Here is an 18,154-nt window from a genome sequence, read left to right on the forward strand (position 1 = left end):
AATGGACCGATGGTGGACTACACCTCGTGCACTTTCAGGGCCACTGCCAGCGCTGCGGCGCAGCGCTCCCACTGCATCGCCGAGTGCCCGCAACCATTGAGGCGCAGGTGTTGATGGCAATGGCCCTGCAGGCTGAAGATGTCACCCGGGGCGATCAGCAGACGCTGCCTGCGCAGGTCCTCGTGGACGCCGCGCATGTCCACCGGGTAGCGCGCCCGCGCCCACACGCAGGCGCCACCGGCGCTGCGTGTCAGTTGCAATCGTTCATCCAGCCGCGTGTGCAGGAGCGTGGTGAAGGCTGTCACCTGTTGCTGCAGGGCTTCGCGTTGCAGGTTCAAGTGATCGTCGTAGGCACCGCTGCCGATGAACCGAGCAAGCGCCTTGTGGCGCAAGGGTGGCGCCGCAGTCACGCGTTGCAGGCAGTACTGCTGCAGGCGGGTTGGCCAATGCCGCGACAGCAGGTAGGCGAAAGGCGCCTCGGCACCCAACACGGGTTGCAGCGAGCCGAAGATCAGCAAGCGTTGCGGCGCTACCAGTTCGCGAAAACGCAGCACCGCTTCGAAGCACAGGTCGCCCTCGGTGTCGTCCTCGGCCACCCACACCCCGTGCCGCTCCAGCAGGCTGGCAATCGTGCGCTTGTCGGCGTCACCGATGCAGGTGCCGTGTGGGCCATGAAAAGAGGCGCCCAGCACCATCAGGCGCACCTGGCGCCTGGCAAGCACTTCGCGCAGGCGCTGCATCGGCACCCGGCCGCGCTCATCGAGCGCCAGCTCGACCACCCGCGCCCCGGCCTGCTGCAAGGTGCGCAGAATGCGCCAGCCGCACGGCACCAATACCACCACCACCGCGCCTTGCAGCTGCATGGCGGTCCAGGTCATGTGCAGCACACTGAGCAGGTCACCGCCGATGTAGACATCGTCGGCGCACCAGTGGTGGTCCAGGCAGCGGGTGTAGCGCGCCGCCAGCGCATGGCGCAGCTCCAGTTCACCGCACGGCTGGGCGATGCTCCCCAGCCCTGCCGGGTAGCGCCTGGCCAGCTCGACTTCGAACCTGAGCAGGGTCTTCAGGGCATCGATACGCGGCGGTGGTGCGGCGCCACTAAATACGTCCACACTGGACTGGCAGGCGCCGGCGAGTACCTGCTGGAGCAGATCGGGGCTGACCAGCGCCGGCCCGAAGGCTGTGGAGCCCCGTGCGTAGTAACCGGACTTGGCGATCGGCTCGATTCGCCCTTCGGCTTCGAGCAGCCCGTAGGCGGCCTGCACGGTCGAAACCGAAACATCCAGGGTTCGCCCCAGCGCTCGCAGGGATGGCAGCTTGACACGCAGCCCCGGCTCGATCCCGTCGATCAGACGCAATAGGTAGCGGTACACACCTTGATAAGCGAACGCGCCGGCCTTGTCCCTGGCAGCGCCGTTCATGGCAACCTGGGTCGCTGGTAGAGCCCTTGCAGGGTCGGCAAGGGCAGCCCGCTGACCGATTCCAGCCACTGCGAGACCTGCGCTGCAACCCTGGAACCACGCAGCGCGCGGTGCAGGTGGGGCAGAGCCACCTGCATACCAGGATGGCACGCTGTCAGGAATGCCTCCAGGCGTGCCCCGCGATCGCTAAACGGGGCGTACACCGCACAGTTCAGCTCCGCTGGAGTCATGCCGTACCACGTGGTCAAGCGGGCCTGCATCTGCTCGGCGGCGTCTTGCACAAGTGCTCTGGGCAGGTGCGTAGCAGGCCGGCCCTGGTTCGCCGCCGTTCGGCCCACGGTGTTGCGGAAGGCCTCCAACCCCTGCTCGAAGCTACCCCCGTGCAAGCACTGGCTGCGCAGGCCGTGCAGGTAAGCCAGCCAGGCCAGTTGCGGATGGCGGATTTCGTGTGGATCGAATAGCGGGCGCACGGGTTGGCAGCCCAGAAACTGCCACATGGCGTCATCGGACGCCGACGGATCGCCCAGCAGATCCTGCATACCCAGCAATCGCGCCCTGTCGAGAGGATCGACGCGCTGGCCGCGTGGCGTACCCACGACACCAGCACCCAGCCCCTGCAGACAGCCACTGCCCTGCCAATGGTCGCGAGTCGCGGCCGATGCGCCCGCCCGGCGTCGCTCACGCATTGCCCAGGCAACGAAACGTCGCCGCTGCAACACCGGTTGGTCGAGCACGATGGCATCGGCCGGGGCCGAGTAGCCCACCAGTCGCTGATAAACCCGCGCGATCGTTCGATAGCCCCGATGCTGCAGCTCGGCGGATCCAGAGGGGGCGAATTCGTGGGCAGCATTCAACAATTCGCTGCGACAACTCGAGCGCTGGGCGTCGACGCCTGCAAGGCGATACTCGTACGGCCGCAGGGCATCGTCGGCGAACGTCAACAGTTCGATGCGCGGATCGTCGTGCAGAAACAGCGCATTGCAGGCCCGCTGCACATTGCCGTTGCGGACATCGTCGAGCAGGGCCTGGCTGCTCACCGCCGCACGGATGAAAAACGTCGGTTGATGACGGGCAGCCAAGGTCAGCTGCGCTGCCCGCAGCAACGCCAGGCCGCCGTTGCCTGCCGTGCTACCGCAGAGCCTGTAGACGACTCGATAGCCGCCCAGCCGCTGGGCGCCGCCGGCGGCGGTCATCAAGCGCTGGATCAGTGGCTGTACCGCCACCCGCCGCGCTGGCGAAAAGGAACCGAGCAAACGCGACAGCACCTGCTGGTAGACGCGATTCATGGCTTGCTGGTGCATTGCGCTCATGGCTGCTTTCCGAGTACTGGCCGAGAACCCGCCGGACGACTGCCACACTTCGAAACGTGCTTGCAAAGCCCCGGAGACGGGCATGGAGCGCGCATTATGAAGGGCCGTTTTCCGATTAAAAGATACAGAAAGCAGGCAACGGACAATGCAGATTGGCGGGCGTACGGCGAATCCGCACGAGCACCATGAGGCGCCCATGCCGACGCCGGGCGCAATCGGACAGGTCTGAGAAAAGAGTGGAAAGGTCTTACAAATCTGCGCGAATCAGCGATTCGGACGCTTTGAAAACCAGGCGTCCCGCGCAGGAACGCCTGGTCTGCCGTGTCGGCCGGTTACAGCTGCAGCGCGATGCGACCGCCGCAGGGGCATTCGTCCATGGCCTTGTGCGCCTCGACGAACTGGTCGAAGGGATACACCTTGGCGATCTGTGGCACCAGCACGCGGTCAGCCGTCATCTGGTTGATATCACGCAGCGCGCGCTGCAAGGCCTCGGCATCCTGGACGATCCCCAGTTCCGGCTTGCCGAGAAAGTTGCCCAGGCAATGTACATGGAACTGGATGTTCTTCTGAAACGCGGCACACGCGGGAAACGGCGTCTGGTTGCCGCCCTGCAGGCCATACAGGATCAAACTGCCACGCGGTGCCAGGACGTCGCCGAGTACCGACATCTGCGGCCCGCCCAACCCATCCAGAACCATGTCCACGCCGCGATTGCCGGTGAACTTGTCGATCTGCATGAGCAGGTCCTGCTCCTCGGTCACCACGACTTTCTCGGCGCCCAGCGACAGCAGGTAATCGCGCTCGGCCGGATTGCGCGTGGCGGCGACCACCTTCAAGCCCAAGGCCTTGCCCAACTGCACGAACGAAGGTCCGGCGCAGTGGCTGGCGTCGGTTACCAATGCAGTCTGCCCTGGCTTGGCACGGGCCAGCTCGGCATAGGCGAAGTAGGCGATCAGTAACGGCGTGTAGTGCACCGCTGCCTCTAGCGGCGAGAGAATGTCGGGGTAACGCGTAAGGGCCGTGGCCGGCAGCAGAATCATTTCGCCATAGACCGGGTACTCGTTGGGGCTTTCTGCGGGAAAGCTGGCGACCTTGTCGCCCACCGCGAAACCCTCGACCCCTTCACCCAGCGCCGTGACCACGCCGGCCATTTCCTGACCGAGGCCCGCCGGCAGGCGTGCTTGCGAGGGCGCCAGGTTCTGCCGCCAGAGCACGTCGTACCAGCTGATACCGATCGCCTCGACACGCACCTGAACTTCGCCCGGGGCGGGCGATGCCACCGCATGCTCTTCGCACGTCAAGACCTGCGCCGGACCAAATTTATGAAAACGGATCGTGCGGGACATCGCAAACCTCGCCTTGTAAACCTCTAATGCCATGAACTTTATCTGGGCATTCGCGCTTAAGCTATCAGCGCCTGTTAATAGTCGACATGCTTGCCATTGATTCGACCCCGCGGCCGCTCTGCGGGGCAGGCACGCGGATGACGCAAACCGAAATTTTCCGGTGCAGGGTAGCAGCCTTTGCCCTTAAGATTCACGCCTGCACCTCTTCTTCATGTTCCAGCGGGCCCATAGATGAACCGTAACGACCTGCGTCGCGTCGACCTGAACCTGTTGATCGTGTTCGAAACCTTGATGCATGAACGCAGCGTCACCCGCGCGGCCGAGAAGCTCTTTCTCGGACAGCCGGCCATCAGTGCCGCCCTTTCACGCCTGCGCGGCCTGTTCGACGACCCGCTGTTCGTGCGCACCGGGCGCAGCATGGAACCGTCGGCGCGGGCCATGGAGATCTTCGCCCTGCTGTCGCCGGCACTGGACTCCATCTCCACCGCCGTCAGCCGCGCCGCCGACTTCGATCCGGCCACCAGCAACGCGGTATTTCGCATCGGCTTGTCCGACGACGTCGAATTCGCCCTGCTACCCATGCTGCTCAAGCGCATCCGCGCCGAAGCGCCAGGCATCGTGCTGGTGATCCGTCGCGCCAACTACATTCTCATGCCCGCCCTGCTCGCCTCCGGGGAAATCTCCATCGGCGTCAGCTACACCGATGACCTGCCAGCCAACGCCAAGCGCAAGGTGCTGCGACGCAACCGCCCCATGCTGCTGCGCGCCGACACCAAGCCGGGCAACCTGACCCTCGACGAGTTCTGCGCCCGCCCCCATGCGCTGGTGTCGTTCGCCGGCGACCTGAGCGGCTTCATTGACGAAGAGTTGAAGAAGCACGGCCGCACACGGCACGTGGTGCTCGCCGTGCCCCAGTTCAACGGCCTCAGCACCCTGCTCGCCGGCACCGACATCGTCGCCACCGTGCCCGACTACACCGCCGATTCGCTCACCGCTGCCGGCGGCGTGCGCGCCGAGCCGCTGCCGCTGGACACGCCTTCGTTCGAGTTGCACCTGGCTTGGCGGGGGTCACAGGATAATGATCCTGGGGAGCGGTGGTTGAGGTCGCGGATACAGATGTTTTTTGGGGATCCCGATAGCCTTTAATGGAATTCCACTGAATTCCATAAAGTCCTTTTATAACAACTACTTATTGAGATTTTTAGTCCACTGCCGCCTGTCTAATCCAATGGATTCTACGACTTATGAGGGCATAATTGGGGGCAAATTTCGCTTCCTTAAAAAGGATGCCCCCACCGATGCCCCCATGTAATGGGGTTGTTTTCGGACGAAAACTCAGCGATGCCTTTGTTAACTACGCAAGCAGCTGCCCGGGTGATGGAAGCCGGTTCAGCCATAGTCAATATCAGTTCAGGAATGGCCCACAGCCCTTACCCCCAAGTCCATGTGTATTGCGCCACCAAAGGCGCGGTCAACACCCTGACCCGCTCACTGGCAATGGAACTGTGCCCCCGTGGCATTCGCGTGATAGGCATCGCGCCGGGCTTCGTTCACACCGAAGGTAATGCAGAATCCGCACAAGGAATGGATGAGTTTTTCATCGCCAAAACGCCGCTGGGTCGTGTCGGCAAACCTGCAGACATTGCCGGTGCCGTGGCGTTCGCGGTTTCCAACGATTCCGCCTGGGTGACGGGCAGCACGCTGGATGTGGCAGGCGGGATGATTTTCTAAGCATGCCTCGCAATGCCGGTTGTGCAAAAGGGCAAGGCACCCGCTGTGGACAAGTGAGTGCTGGCGGTGAGTGCTGAGTTGCAGCCTCATCAGAGCTAGCACTTCAACGTCCGCTGCTGGCCGATTCTGTTGAAAAGGTAGCTCCCCTATCTGGCCTGCGGCAAGAGGCCCATTTGAACCTGGCGTATCGCTGGCTCTCGGGGCAGCGATCTCTTTCGCTGGCTGTTCAACGAGGTGCTGCATCGTTGCATGGACGCTGGGTTGGTCAAGGGCGAAGGCTTTGAAACCTGGCGCCTCGGTCAGTCTCGCCCCGTTCACTGATGCTTGGCGCCTGGTCGAGCAGCCGGATCAGGTGGCGAGTCTGTCGATCGATGAGCTGGACGATGAGGTGGTAACCAGTCACGAAGACCAGCGCGATGTTCTCGGCGAACTGGAAATCACTGCCCGCCTGATGATCACCGGCGGCGAGGCCGAAGAAGAGGCGCGCCTGAGTCGAGCCGATCGCAGCTTGATCCGCGAGTGCATTCTCGATGCGGCGCAGAACAGATGTCCATCAGCCACATCAGCTTGATGAACCCGTGAACAACCTCGCCGAGCGCGACCAGTACCTGGGCTGACCGATCATCATGGTCACCGACGAGGGTCATATCATCACCAAGAACCCGTTGCTGGCGCTGTTCGTGGTCAAGGGGACGAAGATGTGGCGCAAGCTCGGCGCTTGGTTCTGGCTGGCGACGCAGAACCTTGCTGATTTTCCCACGGCTGCGCAGACCATGCTCAACATGATCGAATGGTGGATTTGTTTGAATATGCCGCCCGCGGAAATCGAAGAAATCGCACGGTTCAAGAAGCTTTCACCTGCGCAGAAAGCCCTGTTGCTCTACGCCAGCAAAGAGCAGGGGAAATACACCGAGGGAGTGGTGCTGTCGAAAAAGCTCGAGACGCTGTTTCGAGCCGTGCCACCCAGTCTTTACCTCGCCTTGGCCATGACAGAGCCCGAGGAAAAAGCCGAACGCTGGACACTGATGCAGGAGAATGGCTGTTCGGAGTTGGAAACGGCTTATCGGGTAGCTGAACGGATCGATAGCGCACGAGGAATAGAGCCCATATAAGGGAGGTGTGGCGCTCCCAGCTTTGGCCAATCCGGCAGCTAGCCGTTAGACACCTTTTCAACGTAGGCATCCATGAACCAGTCAGGGACCTCATCAACCTTGAACTCAAGGTCCGTCCCATCCGTAACTTCGGCCAACAGCACCAGATCGGCACCGGAGTTATCGAAGATGTAGGCCCGGTCCGAAGCAGCAATAGCCACAGGCAGCAGGCTGAGGCAACGGCCGTAGCGCTGTACAATTTTTTCTGTGGGAACTGGGTGCCCACCTGCCGCGACACGGTTCCTGACCCTGTTGATATTGATGTCAGGGTCTTCAGTTGCCACAAAGTACAGGTAGGTTCGGTATCCAGACTCTCTTGCCTTGAGCATAAAGGCGATTTTGTCGTCGCTAGACATCACCGTTTCGAAGGTGAAAGACAGCTGGTCTTCGAGGAGCTTGTTCCGGATGAAGTCAGAGAGCACGGAGGCAAGATAGGAGTTCATCGCGACCGTCTGGAAATTCAGGCCGTTGCTGCTAAAGCCTATGTTGGTCGCCTCCTCATCGAGACGGGCAGACCCGACCAGCCGATGCTCCCTAATGAAACCGAGAACCTCATCACCCTCAACTTCCAGTTGAAAATCACTGAACTCCAGCCGACCGCTGTCTTTGGCAGCCTTCTCGATTTCATCCGGGTTAATGTAGATACCGATCAGATGGGAAGGGATGGCACTTTTCATCGTGCTCTTGCCGGAGCCGTTGGGTCCAGCAAAGACCCTCAACCGAGGGACAGTCATGAGCAACGGCGCACCTTGATGACGCCACCCAGAGTCACTTTGTGCTTGGGCTTGGCCACCCGAATGACTTTGTGCTTACCGTCAGCAGTCGTTTCAACAAGCATGCCGTTCATGACTTCCATCACACTGCGGCCGGCAGCCAGGGCGTTGATATAGGCGGTATTGATGGCGCCTTCAGCCATGACCGGGATCTTATCCTCCAGTCGACTCACCAGATCGTCACTCAACACTCGTTTGGCTTTCATATCGCGCTCCACGTTCTCAGAGCGTGCAGAATCTGCACTTAATCAGAATCTTAGCTACGTGAACCTGTTTGTGACAGGGCGAAAGCTACTTCTGCCAGCCTCCATTCTAGAGGAATGGCGTCTGGAACCATACCTTTCAAGAGATTTTCACGTTCGATGCATGACCGGTGGCATTTGAAGCAAGTGCCGCCCTTGGTGCAGCGCCCAAATAAGGGAAGCGCTGCCGTTCTAGAACCCTGTCAAAATGCTTCTTGAGGATCCGGACAGTCTTTAGGTGTCGTCGGGCAGGCTGTTTATTTGATCATTCGGCCACCGAGTGTTCAGCAGCTTCTGCAAGAAGAACATGGGGCTGTTGAAGCATATTTTCGGCCTGCTTGGCGATAGCGACGACAACGTACAGAGAGTAATGCTGTCCTGGTTGAACAGGCGATCGAAAGTACCGGCCTGGCCAGGAACACTACGAAGAATTGTGGATTGAGTAGGATCAGCCTACTGCCAATGACAGGTATCACCCTTGCCCCCTACGCCACCCTTTTTTGAGGTTGTGCGCATGAAGCAACGGGTGACTCCATAGGTCGCAGCTCGTCAGTTCCAAACCTCAAGCCATGTGTTCGCAAGAAAAATGGCATAATATGCCAATAGCAGAAGAAACCTCTTACCGAAAACTGGAGCTCATGATGGCGACGCGAAACGTTGTGCTCACCCCTCACCAGGAACAGGTTATCCAGGACCTGGTGCAGTCCGGCCGGTATCAGAATGCTAGCGAAGTGATGCGAGAAGGTTTGCGTCTATTGGAACAGCGCGTCGCCGAAGACACCGCCAAAATCGAGGCCCTGCGTCAGGCGACTTCGATCGGCATCATGGACCTTGAGCACGGTCGCTTCACTCAGGTGAACGAAGGGGATCTGGATCACTACCTCGAGGACTTGAGCCTGGAGGCCACCCTCCCCGCGCGTGAGAAACGCTGAGCATGCCGCAGTATCGGATTTCCAACGCGGCGCGCGCCGACATTGTCGACATCCTCAGGCTCTCCCAGACGCAGTTCGGCGATCAAGCACGCCAGCGTTACCAAGCGCTGATCCTCGCGGCGCTGCAAGCGCTTGCCGACACGCCTTATCGCATTGGCAGCCGCGACCGCGACCGCGACCGCGATGAGCTTGCACCGGGCCTTCGCAGCTATCACCTCATCTATTCGCGTCAGCAGGCCAAACAAACCCACGGAACGGTGAAAAGCCCTCGCCATATCGTGTTCTATCGTGTGGCAAACGACCATGTGATCGAGGTCGTCAGACTCCTTCATGACGCCATGGAAGTGCAGTTGCATTTGCTGGACGACTGATCAGAATCACAGATGCAGCGCAGACTCCCGCTGGCCAACCCCGCGGCGAGAAGGAACGCGCACCCGCAACGCAATCAGCAACGCAGCCAGCAGCATCACCACAGCCGCCGCTACGAATACGCCTGAGCTGCCGCCAAGGCTGAACATCGCACCGCCAGCGGCGGCGCCGGTGGCGATGGCTGATTGCACGGAAGCCACGACCATGCCTCCGGCGCTTTCCGCCTGATCAGGGACCGCGCTGGCGACCCAGTTCGACCACGCTACCGGCACACCACCGAAGGCCAAGCCCCAGATTGCCAGCAGTACCGCCTGCCCCGGCACCGAGGCTGGCAACGACACCAATGCCAGTGCTGCAAGGCCGACCAGTGCGGGCATGAGCACCAGGGTGGCCAGCGGGTTTCGTTCCAGCAGCTTGCCGGCCAACAGCGTGCCGACGAAGTTCGCCGCACCGAAGCCCAGCAGCATCAGCGACAGCCCTTGAGCGCCGATGCCGGTCGTGCCTTCAAGGAACGGCCGAACATAGGTGAACATCGCGAAGTGGCCGCTGTGCACCAGCACGCAACCGAACATCCCCATGGCAATGCCCGGACGCTGCAACACCTCGAAAATGGTACGCAGTCTTGCCGGCCGCCGCGGCGCCAGGCGCGGCAAAGTGAACGACTGGAAAGCCAGGGTCACCATGCCCACCGCCGCCGCTGCAAAGAACGCGCTGCGCCAGCCATACAGCCCGCCCAGATAGCTGCCCAGCGGCACCGCAACGACCGTGCCGATAGCGATGCCGCTGAAAATGATCGACAGCGCCCGGGGCAACAAGGCAGTCGGCACCAGGCGCATCGCTACCGCCGCTGCCATGCTCCAGAACCCGCCCAGGGCGACGCCCAACAGAATGCGCATCGACAACAGCACCGCGAAGCTGGAGGACACGGCGACCAGTAGATTGGAGGCGACCATCAAGGTAGAAAAACCCAGCAATACCCAGCGCCGGTCGATGCTGCGGGTCAGACCTGGCACCAGCAAGCCAGCGAACAGTGCCACCACTGCGGTCACTGTTACTGCCTGGCCAGCCAGCGCTTCGGATACGCCCAGGTCGGTAGCCATCAGCGTCAGCAAACTGGCCGGAAGGTACTCGGCGGTCAGCAATCCGAACACCCCCATCGCCAACGAGAAGACGGCCATCCACGCCGGCGTCGCAGGCTCTACGTCCGCATCGATACCGCCATGGCGGTCGGATACGGTGTTGCATACACCTTCAGTCATCGCTCAGATCTCCCAATCTTGATTACGAGCGGAAGTCTAGGCGCCGAGATCTGGATGATCTATGATCTGGAATCTCTGGTTTTTGACCGAAACACCTGAACGATGTCTGCAGATCAGTTTGCTCTTTCCTCGGATCTCATCAACGAACTGTTGCGCGGCATGCGATTGCGTGGCGTCGAGTACCGGCGTATCCAGGCGGGCCCCACCTTCGGTTTGGGTTTCGCGGAAAAGTCCGGGCACGCCTGGTTCCACTTCATCGCCGTCGGCGATGCGGTGCTGCAACTGGGGGACGGCAGCACCTACGCGCTATCTGCCGGCAATGCCGTGTTCATCTCCCAAGGCGCAGCCCACCAGCTGTTTTCTCATCCGCACGCGCCTGTTCAAGACATCGACCGTCTGGACAGCGCACCGCTCGGTGACACCGTCAGCGAAGTGGATACCGGAACCGATGCCAGCGCCACGCCAAGCACAATATTGTTCAGCGCTTGCATGGAGTTTGAACTGGGCAGCCTCCATGGCCTTGGCCGGCTGATGCCGGGCCTGATGCTGATCGATGCCGGCGGCCAGCGTTACCCGGGGCTGGTGCCGATTCTGGCCACCATGGAGCGCGAGGTCAGCGCTGCCCGTATCGGTTTCGCCGGTATCCTTGCGCGGTTGGCCGACGTGGTAGCTGCCATGGTCGTTCGAGGCTGGGTCGAGTGCGCCTGCGGCAATGCCTCTGGGCTCGTCGCGGCCTTGCGCGACCCACGCCTGGCCGGTGCACTGCTGGCGCTTCATCAACAACCGGGTCGGGACTGGACCGTCGCGCAGTTGGCCGAGCACTGCAATACCTCGCGTTCAGCCTTCGCGGAGCGCTTCCAGGTGACGGTTGGCATGACGCCGCTGCGCTACGTGACCGAGCTGCGAATGCGCCTTGCAAGCCAGTGGCTAACCTTGGACAGGCTGCCGATCGAAGAGGTGGCGCAGCGCTTGGGATACACCTCCCAGGCCGCGTTCAGCCGCGCATTCAAACGCATTACCGGCAAAACGCCTGGGCTGAGCCGCAAGGTGAGGCAAGCCGAACGCAGGTAGTGGCAGCCACCGAAATCGCCACTCGCGAACGCTCGTATACCTGGTAAAAAAGAGGGGCGGAACTGGGAGCAGCAGGGTGTTTTTCAGGCTGTAATTGCCGACCAGAAGTACAGTCAAAGTGCTTTTCGAGGATCCGGACAGTTTCTGGATATCCCGTCATTGCGCACCTATCCGTCAACACACCAAGGCACCCCATGATCCGAGAACTGAAGACCTTCATCTGCGTTGCCCAACGAGGCACGTTCGCCGCCGCCGGCCAGCAGGTCGGGCTGACCCAGTCAGCCGTCAGTGCGCAGATCAGAAGTCTCGAGGAAACACTCGGCGTCAAGCTGTTCGACCGCACAGGCCGCTCCGCCACCCTCAATTCGGCAGGCCAACGCGCCATACCAATGGCCGAAGAAATCCTGCGCCTGTTCGAGCAAATGGGCGCGGCCGACAGTGCCAATGGTTTCCAGGGCTCGTTGCGCATCGGCGCCATCGGCACGGTTCAGACCGGGATCCTGCCGCAGGCATTGGTGACCTTGAAATCACAGGCGCCGTTCATCGAAACCCACCTGGTGCCGGGTGTTTCGTTGAACCTGCTCAGTCAGGTGGATGCCAGTGAGCTGGACCTGGCCATCATGATCAAGCCGCCCTTCTCGCTACCCAAGGATCTGCAGGCCGAGGTGATCGCGCGCGAGGCGTTCGTGCTGATCACCGCCAAGGATGTAGCAGGCGAAGATCCGCTCAAGCTTCTCGCAGAACAGCCCTTCGTGCGGTATGACCGCGGATCGTTCGGCGGCCGCCTGGTCACCCAGTTTCTCAAGGAGCAAAAGATCCACGTTCGCCAAACCCTGGAACTGGATGAGCTGGATGCAATTGTAAAGATGGTGCGCAGTGGGCTGGGTGTTTCATTGGTACCCAAAGCGGGCCTGTGGCTCGAACATTCGGAGAACGTGAGAGTGCTGGAGCTGCGTGAGCTGACGTTTTTCAGAGAAATCGTGCTGTTAGCCAAGTACCGACAGAAGCATTCGCCGCTGTTCAATCTGTTTCGAGACTGCGTTCTGCAGGCGGTATAAAGCTTAACGAACGCTTGATTCATCAGAATAATTGGAGCTCGGAACCCAAGATTTGCGCTTTTACTCGGGGTATTTCCGGATAAGAATTGATAAAAATCAAAACCAGTCCAAAGGAAATCACCGTGAGCCTTTCGCCCTTCCACCTTGCAATCCCCGTGTACGACCTGGCCGCCACCCGTCACTTCTACGGTGAGGTGTTCGGCCTTGCCGAAGGCCGCTCGAGCGCACAGTGGGTAGACTTCGATTTCTACGGCCATCAATTGGTCATCCATGAGCACCCCAAGACGGCTTCGCAGGAAAGTGTGCACAGCAACGCGGTGGACGGCCACAACGTACCGGTCCCGCACTTCGGCATCATTCTGGAATGGGCGCAGTGGGAGGCCCTGGCAGAGCGCTTGAGGGCGCGCGGAACCGAGTTCGTGATCGAACCCTACATCCGCTTCCAGGGCCAGGTTGGCGAGCAGGCCACCATGTTCCTGTTCGACCCCTGTGGCAATGCGCTGGAGTTCAAGGCCTTCAAGGACATGAGCCAGCTGTTTGCCAAGTGATTCAGCTGACTGTTGCTCGCAGCCGAGCAACGTTCTCATCAATACGGTTCTGGATCATGCGCAAGGTGTCTTGAGTAATGAGCTGCGGATACAGGTCCTGAGCAATAGTCGCGAACCGGCTGGCCACATCACAAATACCCTCGATCATTTTGCTTGCGGCAGCCGGGGCGAGCTCTGCTTCCTCGGCAAGCCGCAGCATTTGCGTACGTGAAATCGCCAGCGCCTCACCCATCACATCCATCTGGTGGTATCCGCCTGGTCCTTCGCAGAACGTCACGTCGTAGGCCGGCGACAATCGCCACTGACCGTCGCGCGTCATGATGTAGGCAAAGTTCTTCGGGTGATCGTCCCGGTTGTTAAACGCGACATTGAAGACCGCACGCTCGAACGCCGTTGCCATCGCTCGCACGTCGTTGGTACACATATGCGTCGCCCGCAGGAAGTTGACGTAGTCCAATACGCCCGGTGATCTATAGTCGGCCCCGGTAAAGGCTGCGAGGCTTTGCATCGGGATGCGCAGGCCACCCCGGCGGTCAAAACGCTTGCTGGCAAACGCAGCCAACCCGCCCGGCAGACCGAAGTACTGGGTCTCGGGCGTTTCGATCCCGCACATGCGCAGGCACTCGGCATAGACCATTTCAATGGCGCACACCTCCGCATGTTCGTCCTTGGCTGGAAACTTCACCAGCCAGGCCTCGAAACCCGGCATCACCGCCGTGGTGAATCCGCCCGTTGCCGGGTCGCGATGAACAAGCGCTTTGGGCCTCGCACCCTGAGGCGAGCCGCCCACCAGAAGCAGGGTCTGCAAGAACTCACCGCCGTCTCCCTGGAGCACTTCCTGCACTTCGGTTGCAAGTTGTTCCAAAGGAATATGAACATCGGACTCCTGCCCCTCGGGTACCACCGGCTCGAACGTCATGGCGCCCATCGCATTGCTACCGATGTAGGCCAGCCGTTGCAGCGTACCGATTCGCGCCGTGCCGAGCCCACGACGCCTGAACATGCGATCCATCAGCAACATGCCCCAGCCGTCTGGTAACGCGTCGTAGACGGGTCCTGGCAGATGCCATTGGTGGTCTGGAAAATCCCGTCGCAATCGAGCACCTTTCAACGGCAGCCTGTAAGACGACAGCTCAAAGCCCTTTTCCCTGGCTTCATTGCTGTACTCGAACACGATCACCGGACGACCCGTCAGGGCAGTGGTAGACACCAGCGTGCCCCACTGCCATCGCTCGCCCCAGCCCTCGTAAAAAACGTTCACCTGCTTAGGCATTGCCAGTCTTCCTTTTAGAGCGAAGACGTTTGGCACTGTTTTCATAGCGCTGGATGTCATCGATGCTTTCCAGCCTGGGCATGAACAAGCCATCGAGCTCTTGGGCTCGACCCAATGCCATCGCCACCCTGACCAGGTTCTCGAACCCGACATTGCGTCCGGCTTCAAGGTTGGAAACGGTGTTGGTGCCTATGCCGGCGCGGGCCGCCAGATCGGCCTGGGTCATGTTCAGTGCCAGCCGCTCGGTGCGCAAGCGCCCGCAAAGGCGCTTGGCGATCTCGGCTGGCTTGTTGAAATATAAATCCAACATTGCGAAACCTCGGGGACTGTCTGGCGTAGTGACCCACATTATAGGATGGGCATGCATCCAAGGTAAAATTTAAATCCCTTATGCTGTTGATTATAGCAATTTTATCGACTTATGCCACAACTTATTGGATTTATGATTTTTCAGGTCACATACAGTCCACATGACCTCGCCTCGCACCAGCACCCTGAGCGGACCTGAGCACGTCTGTGAAACGCATTTTCTACAGCATCAGGTCGCTTCGACATGGGCCTGGTCTCCAATGATGGCACCGTTGAACCTTCACAATCGCTTCCGAGTCGGACCATAGGGGCCAAAGTGCCCCTGTCGTCCCCTCAGGAGCTTCAGAATGACCACCCCCAATCCTCAGCCGTTACCCCAGGACGCTGTGGCGGTAACCTCCCTGCATGTTCTGACGGTCAATACCCACAAGGGCTTCAGCCCGCTGAACCGGCGCTTCGTGCTCCCCGAGTTGCGCGAGGCTGTACGCACGCTGGGCGCCGACGTGGTGTTCCTGCAGGAAGTGCTCGGGATGCATCGCTCCCATGGCCAGCGCTACGACAACTGGTCGGACGTTCCCCAATACGAATTTCTCGCCGACAGCATGTGGCCTGTGTACGCCTACGGCCGCAACGCGGTGTACCCGGACGGCGACCATGGCAACGCGCTGCTGTCCAAGTTTCCGATCGTGCGCCACGAAAACCTCGATGTCAGCGTCAATGGCACCGAAGAGCGTGGCCTGCTGCATTCGGTGCTGGCCGTACCGGGGCATGGAGAAGTGCACACCATCTGCGTGCACCTGGGGCTGCGCGAAGGCCAGCGCCAGCAGCAACTGAAGTTGCTCTGCCAGTTGCTCGACAGCCTTGATCCAAAAGCTGCCGTCATCGTCGCCGGCGACTTCAACGACTGGCGCGTGCGTGCCGACGAAGCCCTGGCGAGCTGCCACATGACCGAAGTGTTCGTCGAAGCCTTCGGCAGCGCGGCGAAGACGTTCCCGGCCCGGCTGCCGCTGCTCAGGCTCGACCGCATCTACATTCGCAACGCGACAGCCCACCTGCCCAAGGTGCTGTCGCGCAAACCCTGGTCCCATCTTTCCGATCATGTGCCCCTCGCAGTGGAGGTTCGCCTATGAGCGAGCAATGGCGTGACAACAATGAAATCCAGTTGCTGATCAACGGCGAGGAGTTCTTCCCGGCGGTGTTCGAGGCTATCGGCCAGGCTCGAGAGGAAGTGTTGATCGAAACCTTCATCATCTATGAAGATGAAGTAGGCAAGGATTTGCAGCGGGTGCTGATCGAAGCGGCGCAACGCGGTGTGCGTGTGGAAGTGCTGGTGGACGGTTACGGCACGGCGGAGCTGAGCACGCAGTTCCTGCGCGAGCTGTCCGATGCGGGCGTGAAACTGCTGGCCTTCGACCCGCAGCCGCGGGTAATGGGCGTACGCACCAACCTGTTTCGTCGGCTGCACCGCAAGATTGCGGTCATCGACGGCGAAATCGGTTTCGTCGGTGGCATCAACTACAGTTCCGACCACTTGGCCGACTCCGGCGACCCAATGGCCAAGCAGGACTATGCCGTGCGTGTACGAGGCCCCATCGTGGCCGACCTGCACCGAGCCACCCTGGCACTGCTCGACCGCACCAGCAAGGTCGTGCGCGATCGTGCGCCATGGCGCTCGCGCAGCCCGTCGCCCGATGCCGACAGCGCCAGCGCGCGGCTGCTGCTGACCATTCGCGACAATAACGAGCACACCACCGATATCGAGGACCATTACCTCAAGGCGATTCGTGGTGCGCGTGAACGGATCATCATCGCCAACGCCTACTTCTTCCCCGGCTACCGTTTTCTGCGCGAACTGCGCAACGCGGCCCGCCGCGGTGTCCACGTGACCCTGATTCTGCAGGGCATGCCCGACATGCCGCTGGTGCGCCTGTGCTCGCGCCTGCTCTACAACTATCTGCTGCGTGACGGCGTGGTCATCCGCGAGTACTGCCAGCGTCCGCTGCATGGCAAGGTCGCGGTGGTGGACCGGGAATGGTCGACCGTTGGTTCCAGCAACCTCGATCCGCTGAGCCTGTCGCTCAACCTGGAAGGCAACCTGATCATCAACGACCGCCGTTTCAACCAGCGGCTGCACGATCACCTGCAGGAACTGGCCGAAAGCACCTGCAAGTCGATCAGCCTGCAACGGGTTCTGCGTGGGTACTGGTGGCGCGCGCCGATCATCTTCCTCACCTTCCACTTCCTGCGCCACTTTCCGGCCATGGTGGGGTTCATTCCAGCGCACTCGCCCAAGCTGGTGCCGTTGATCGATGTCGAACCGCAGCATTGCCAGGCGCCGTCGCTGGATCACAAGGAGACGGTATGACGACTTCATCGCAGAGCGCGCCGAAGGCCTCGCCGAAATCCAGCAAGTGGGTATGGGCCAAGCGCATCATGACCGTGCTGTGCTTCATCCTGGTCCCGGTGCTGGTGTTCATGCTGGTGAAAAACCTCGACTGGCAGGAGGTCAAGCATGCGCTGAGCTCCTACAAGATGAGTACCTTGTTGATCGGTGCCGGCATCGTCGCAGCCAGCTACCTGACGTTCGCCAGCTATGACTTGCTGGCCAAGCGTTATATCGGCCACGAAGTGCCCAGTCGGCAGGTACTGCCATTGGCCTTCGTGTGCTATGCGTTCAACCTCAACCTGGGCTCGTGGGTCGGTGGGATTGCCCTGCGTTATCGCCTGTACTCCAAGCTGGGTCTGGATGTGCCGGCCATTACCAAGATTCTCAGCCTGTGTCTGATCACCAACTGGCTGGGCTACCTGTTCGTGGCCGGTACACTGTTCGCCATGGGCCTGCCGGCGCTTCCCGAAGGTTTCAAGATCGGCAGTACCGGGCTGCAGATCATCGGCGTGGTGATCATCCTGCTTGGCCTGGCGTACCTGGCGGCCTGCCGCTTCTCGAAGAAACGCACCTGGACGATACGCAAGCAGGAGATCCTCCTGCCGTCGTTCAAGATGGCGCTGACCCAAGCTTGTCTGGGAGCGTTGAACTGGAGCCTGATGGGCTTGCTGGTGTGGTCGCTGCTGCCCGAGAAAGTCGGCTACCCGACCATTCTGGCGATCCTGCTGATCAGCAGCATTGCCGGTGTGATCACCCATATCCCAGCCGGCCTGGGTGTGCTGGAGACCATCTTCATCACCCTGCTGCAAGGGCAATACTCCAAAGGTGCGCTGCTGGCCGCATTGATCGCCTACCGGGCGCTGTATTTCCTGCTGCCGCTGGCGATTGCCTGCGTGGTGTACCTGGTGCTGGAGAAACGCACCCGAACCATCGAGAAAGACCGCGAATCGGGCGCCAGCAGCGGCGCCGGATAGC

The 18,154-nt window shown here is 60.8% G+C and carries 18 protein-coding genes and 1 pseudogene; 11 read left to right on the top strand and 8 right to left on the bottom strand.

The features are described 5' to 3' along the window. Positions 1 to 17: 17 nt before the first annotated feature. The 3 genes from IFT75_RS14595 to IFT75_RS14605 form a co-directional block, all read right to left on the bottom strand. Complete coding sequence (locus IFT75_RS14595) at positions 18 to 1,421, bottom strand: aminotransferase-like domain-containing protein (protein ID WP_192055335.1); 1,404 nt, start codon at positions 1,419 to 1,421, stop codon at positions 18 to 20. Next, positions 1,418 to 2,731, bottom strand: a complete 1,314-nt coding sequence (locus IFT75_RS14600; protein WP_192055337.1) for a hypothetical protein — start codon at positions 2,729 to 2,731, stop codon at positions 1,418 to 1,420. The genes IFT75_RS14595 and IFT75_RS14600 overlap by 4 nt, the downstream gene beginning before the upstream one ends. 332 nt (positions 2,732 to 3,063) lie before the next feature. Beyond that, entirely contained in the window at positions 3,064 to 4,077 is a 1,014-nt protein-coding gene (locus IFT75_RS14605) for a zinc-dependent alcohol dehydrogenase family protein (RefSeq protein WP_122715562.1), read from the bottom strand. 231 nt (positions 4,078 to 4,308) lie between these two features. On the opposite strand from IFT75_RS14605, the gene IFT75_RS14610 reads away from it, so the two are divergent. From IFT75_RS14610 to IFT75_RS14620, 3 genes and pseudogenes are all read left to right on the top strand, one after another. Beyond that, entirely contained in the window at positions 4,309 to 5,223 is a 915-nt protein-coding gene (locus IFT75_RS14610; RefSeq protein WP_122477722.1) for a LysR family transcriptional regulator, read from the top strand. A gap of 195 nt (positions 5,224 to 5,418) precedes the next feature. Further along, a complete protein-coding gene (locus tag IFT75_RS14615; protein WP_244652758.1) occupies positions 5,419 to 5,808 on the top strand; it encodes an SDR family NAD(P)-dependent oxidoreductase in 390 nt (129 codons plus the stop codon). Positions 5,809 to 6,088: 280 nt separating this feature from the next. Continuing rightward, positions 6,089 to 6,920: pseudogene (locus tag IFT75_RS14620) on the top strand (hypothetical protein); the annotation flags it as partial. Between the two features lie 38 nt (positions 6,921 to 6,958). On the opposite strand, the gene IFT75_RS14625 reads toward IFT75_RS14620, so the two are convergent. After that, positions 6,959 to 7,693 carry a zeta toxin family protein gene (locus IFT75_RS14625; RefSeq protein WP_192055339.1) on the bottom strand — a complete coding sequence of 245 codons (735 nt, stop codon included), beginning with the start codon at positions 7,691 to 7,693 and terminating at the stop codon, positions 6,959 to 6,961. Further along, positions 7,690 to 7,938: a hypothetical protein gene (locus IFT75_RS14630; RefSeq protein WP_020300912.1), complete on the bottom strand. Its 249-nt coding sequence runs from the start codon at positions 7,936 to 7,938 to the stop codon at positions 7,690 to 7,692. Before IFT75_RS14630 ends, IFT75_RS14625 begins: the two co-directional genes overlap by 4 nt. Positions 7,939 to 8,615: 677 nt before the next feature. Between IFT75_RS14630 and IFT75_RS14635 the strand changes: the two genes are divergently transcribed. Then, positions 8,616 to 8,906 (top strand): type II toxin-antitoxin system ParD family antitoxin, encoded by a 291-nt coding sequence (locus IFT75_RS14635; RefSeq protein ID WP_192055630.1) that lies wholly within the window; start codon positions 8,616 to 8,618, stop codon positions 8,904 to 8,906. Between the two features lie 2 nt (positions 8,907 to 8,908). Continuing rightward, complete coding sequence (locus tag IFT75_RS14640; protein WP_192055340.1) at positions 8,909 to 9,277, top strand: type II toxin-antitoxin system RelE/ParE family toxin; 369 nt, start codon at positions 8,909 to 8,911, stop codon at positions 9,275 to 9,277. A 6-nt stretch (positions 9,278 to 9,283) separates the two neighbouring features. Here IFT75_RS14640 and IFT75_RS14645 read toward each other — a convergent pair whose 3' ends face one another. After that, the gene (locus IFT75_RS14645) at positions 9,284 to 10,534 is read right to left on the bottom strand and encodes an MFS transporter (RefSeq protein ID WP_192055342.1); all 1,251 of its coding nucleotides are present in this window, start codon (positions 10,532 to 10,534) and stop codon (positions 9,284 to 9,286) included. A gap of 102 nt (positions 10,535 to 10,636) precedes the next feature. Here IFT75_RS14645 and IFT75_RS14650 point away from each other — a divergent pair, with 102 nt between their 5' ends. The 3 genes from IFT75_RS14650 to IFT75_RS14660 all read left to right on the top strand — a co-directional run bounded on the left by IFT75_RS14650 (position 10,637) and on the right by IFT75_RS14660 (position 13,211). Next, positions 10,637 to 11,605 (top strand): AraC family transcriptional regulator, encoded by a 969-nt coding sequence (locus tag IFT75_RS14650; RefSeq protein WP_192055344.1) that lies wholly within the window; start codon positions 10,637 to 10,639, stop codon positions 11,603 to 11,605. Positions 11,606 to 11,799: 194 nt separating this feature from the next. Continuing rightward, the gene (locus IFT75_RS14655; protein ID WP_192055346.1) at positions 11,800 to 12,663 is read left to right on the top strand and encodes a LysR family transcriptional regulator; all 864 of its coding nucleotides are present in this window, start codon (positions 11,800 to 11,802) and stop codon (positions 12,661 to 12,663) included. Between the two features lie 122 nt (positions 12,664 to 12,785). Continuing rightward, positions 12,786 to 13,211: a VOC family protein gene (locus IFT75_RS14660; protein WP_122477711.1), complete on the top strand. Its 426-nt coding sequence runs from the start codon at positions 12,786 to 12,788 to the stop codon at positions 13,209 to 13,211. 1 nt (position 13,212) lies between these two features. Here IFT75_RS14660 and IFT75_RS14665 read toward each other — a convergent pair whose 3' ends face one another. Beyond that, positions 13,213 to 14,484 (bottom strand): type II toxin-antitoxin system HipA family toxin, encoded by a 1,272-nt coding sequence (locus tag IFT75_RS14665; protein WP_192055348.1) that lies wholly within the window; start codon positions 14,482 to 14,484, stop codon positions 13,213 to 13,215. Further along, on the bottom strand, positions 14,477 to 14,794 hold the full coding sequence (locus IFT75_RS14670) for a helix-turn-helix domain-containing protein (RefSeq protein ID WP_122477707.1): 318 nt from the start codon (positions 14,792 to 14,794) through the stop codon (positions 14,477 to 14,479). Before IFT75_RS14670 ends, IFT75_RS14665 begins: the two co-directional genes overlap by 8 nt. Positions 14,795 to 15,140: 346 nt before the next feature. On the opposite strand from IFT75_RS14670, the gene IFT75_RS14675 reads away from it, so the two are divergent. The 3 genes from IFT75_RS14675 to IFT75_RS14685 are packed head-to-tail and all read left to right on the top strand — an operon-like array spanning position 15,141 to position 18,153. Continuing rightward, positions 15,141 to 15,923, top strand: coding sequence for an endonuclease/exonuclease/phosphatase family protein (locus tag IFT75_RS14675; protein ID WP_122477706.1), 783 nt, complete (start codon positions 15,141 to 15,143; stop codon positions 15,921 to 15,923). Continuing rightward, entirely contained in the window at positions 15,920 to 17,158 is a 1,239-nt protein-coding gene (clsB, locus tag IFT75_RS14680; protein ID WP_192055350.1) for a cardiolipin synthase ClsB, read from the top strand. Before IFT75_RS14675 ends, clsB begins: the two co-directional genes overlap by 4 nt. After that, positions 17,155 to 18,153, top strand: coding sequence for a lysylphosphatidylglycerol synthase domain-containing protein (locus tag IFT75_RS14685; protein WP_185793189.1), 999 nt, complete (start codon positions 17,155 to 17,157; stop codon positions 18,151 to 18,153). Before clsB ends, IFT75_RS14685 begins: the two co-directional genes overlap by 4 nt. Position 18,154: the final 1 nt, after the last annotated feature.

Source organism: Pseudomonas sp. CFBP 8758 (assembly GCF_014841725.1).
Classification (GTDB): Bacteria; Pseudomonadota; Gammaproteobacteria; order Pseudomonadales; family Pseudomonadaceae; genus Aquipseudomonas; species Aquipseudomonas baltica.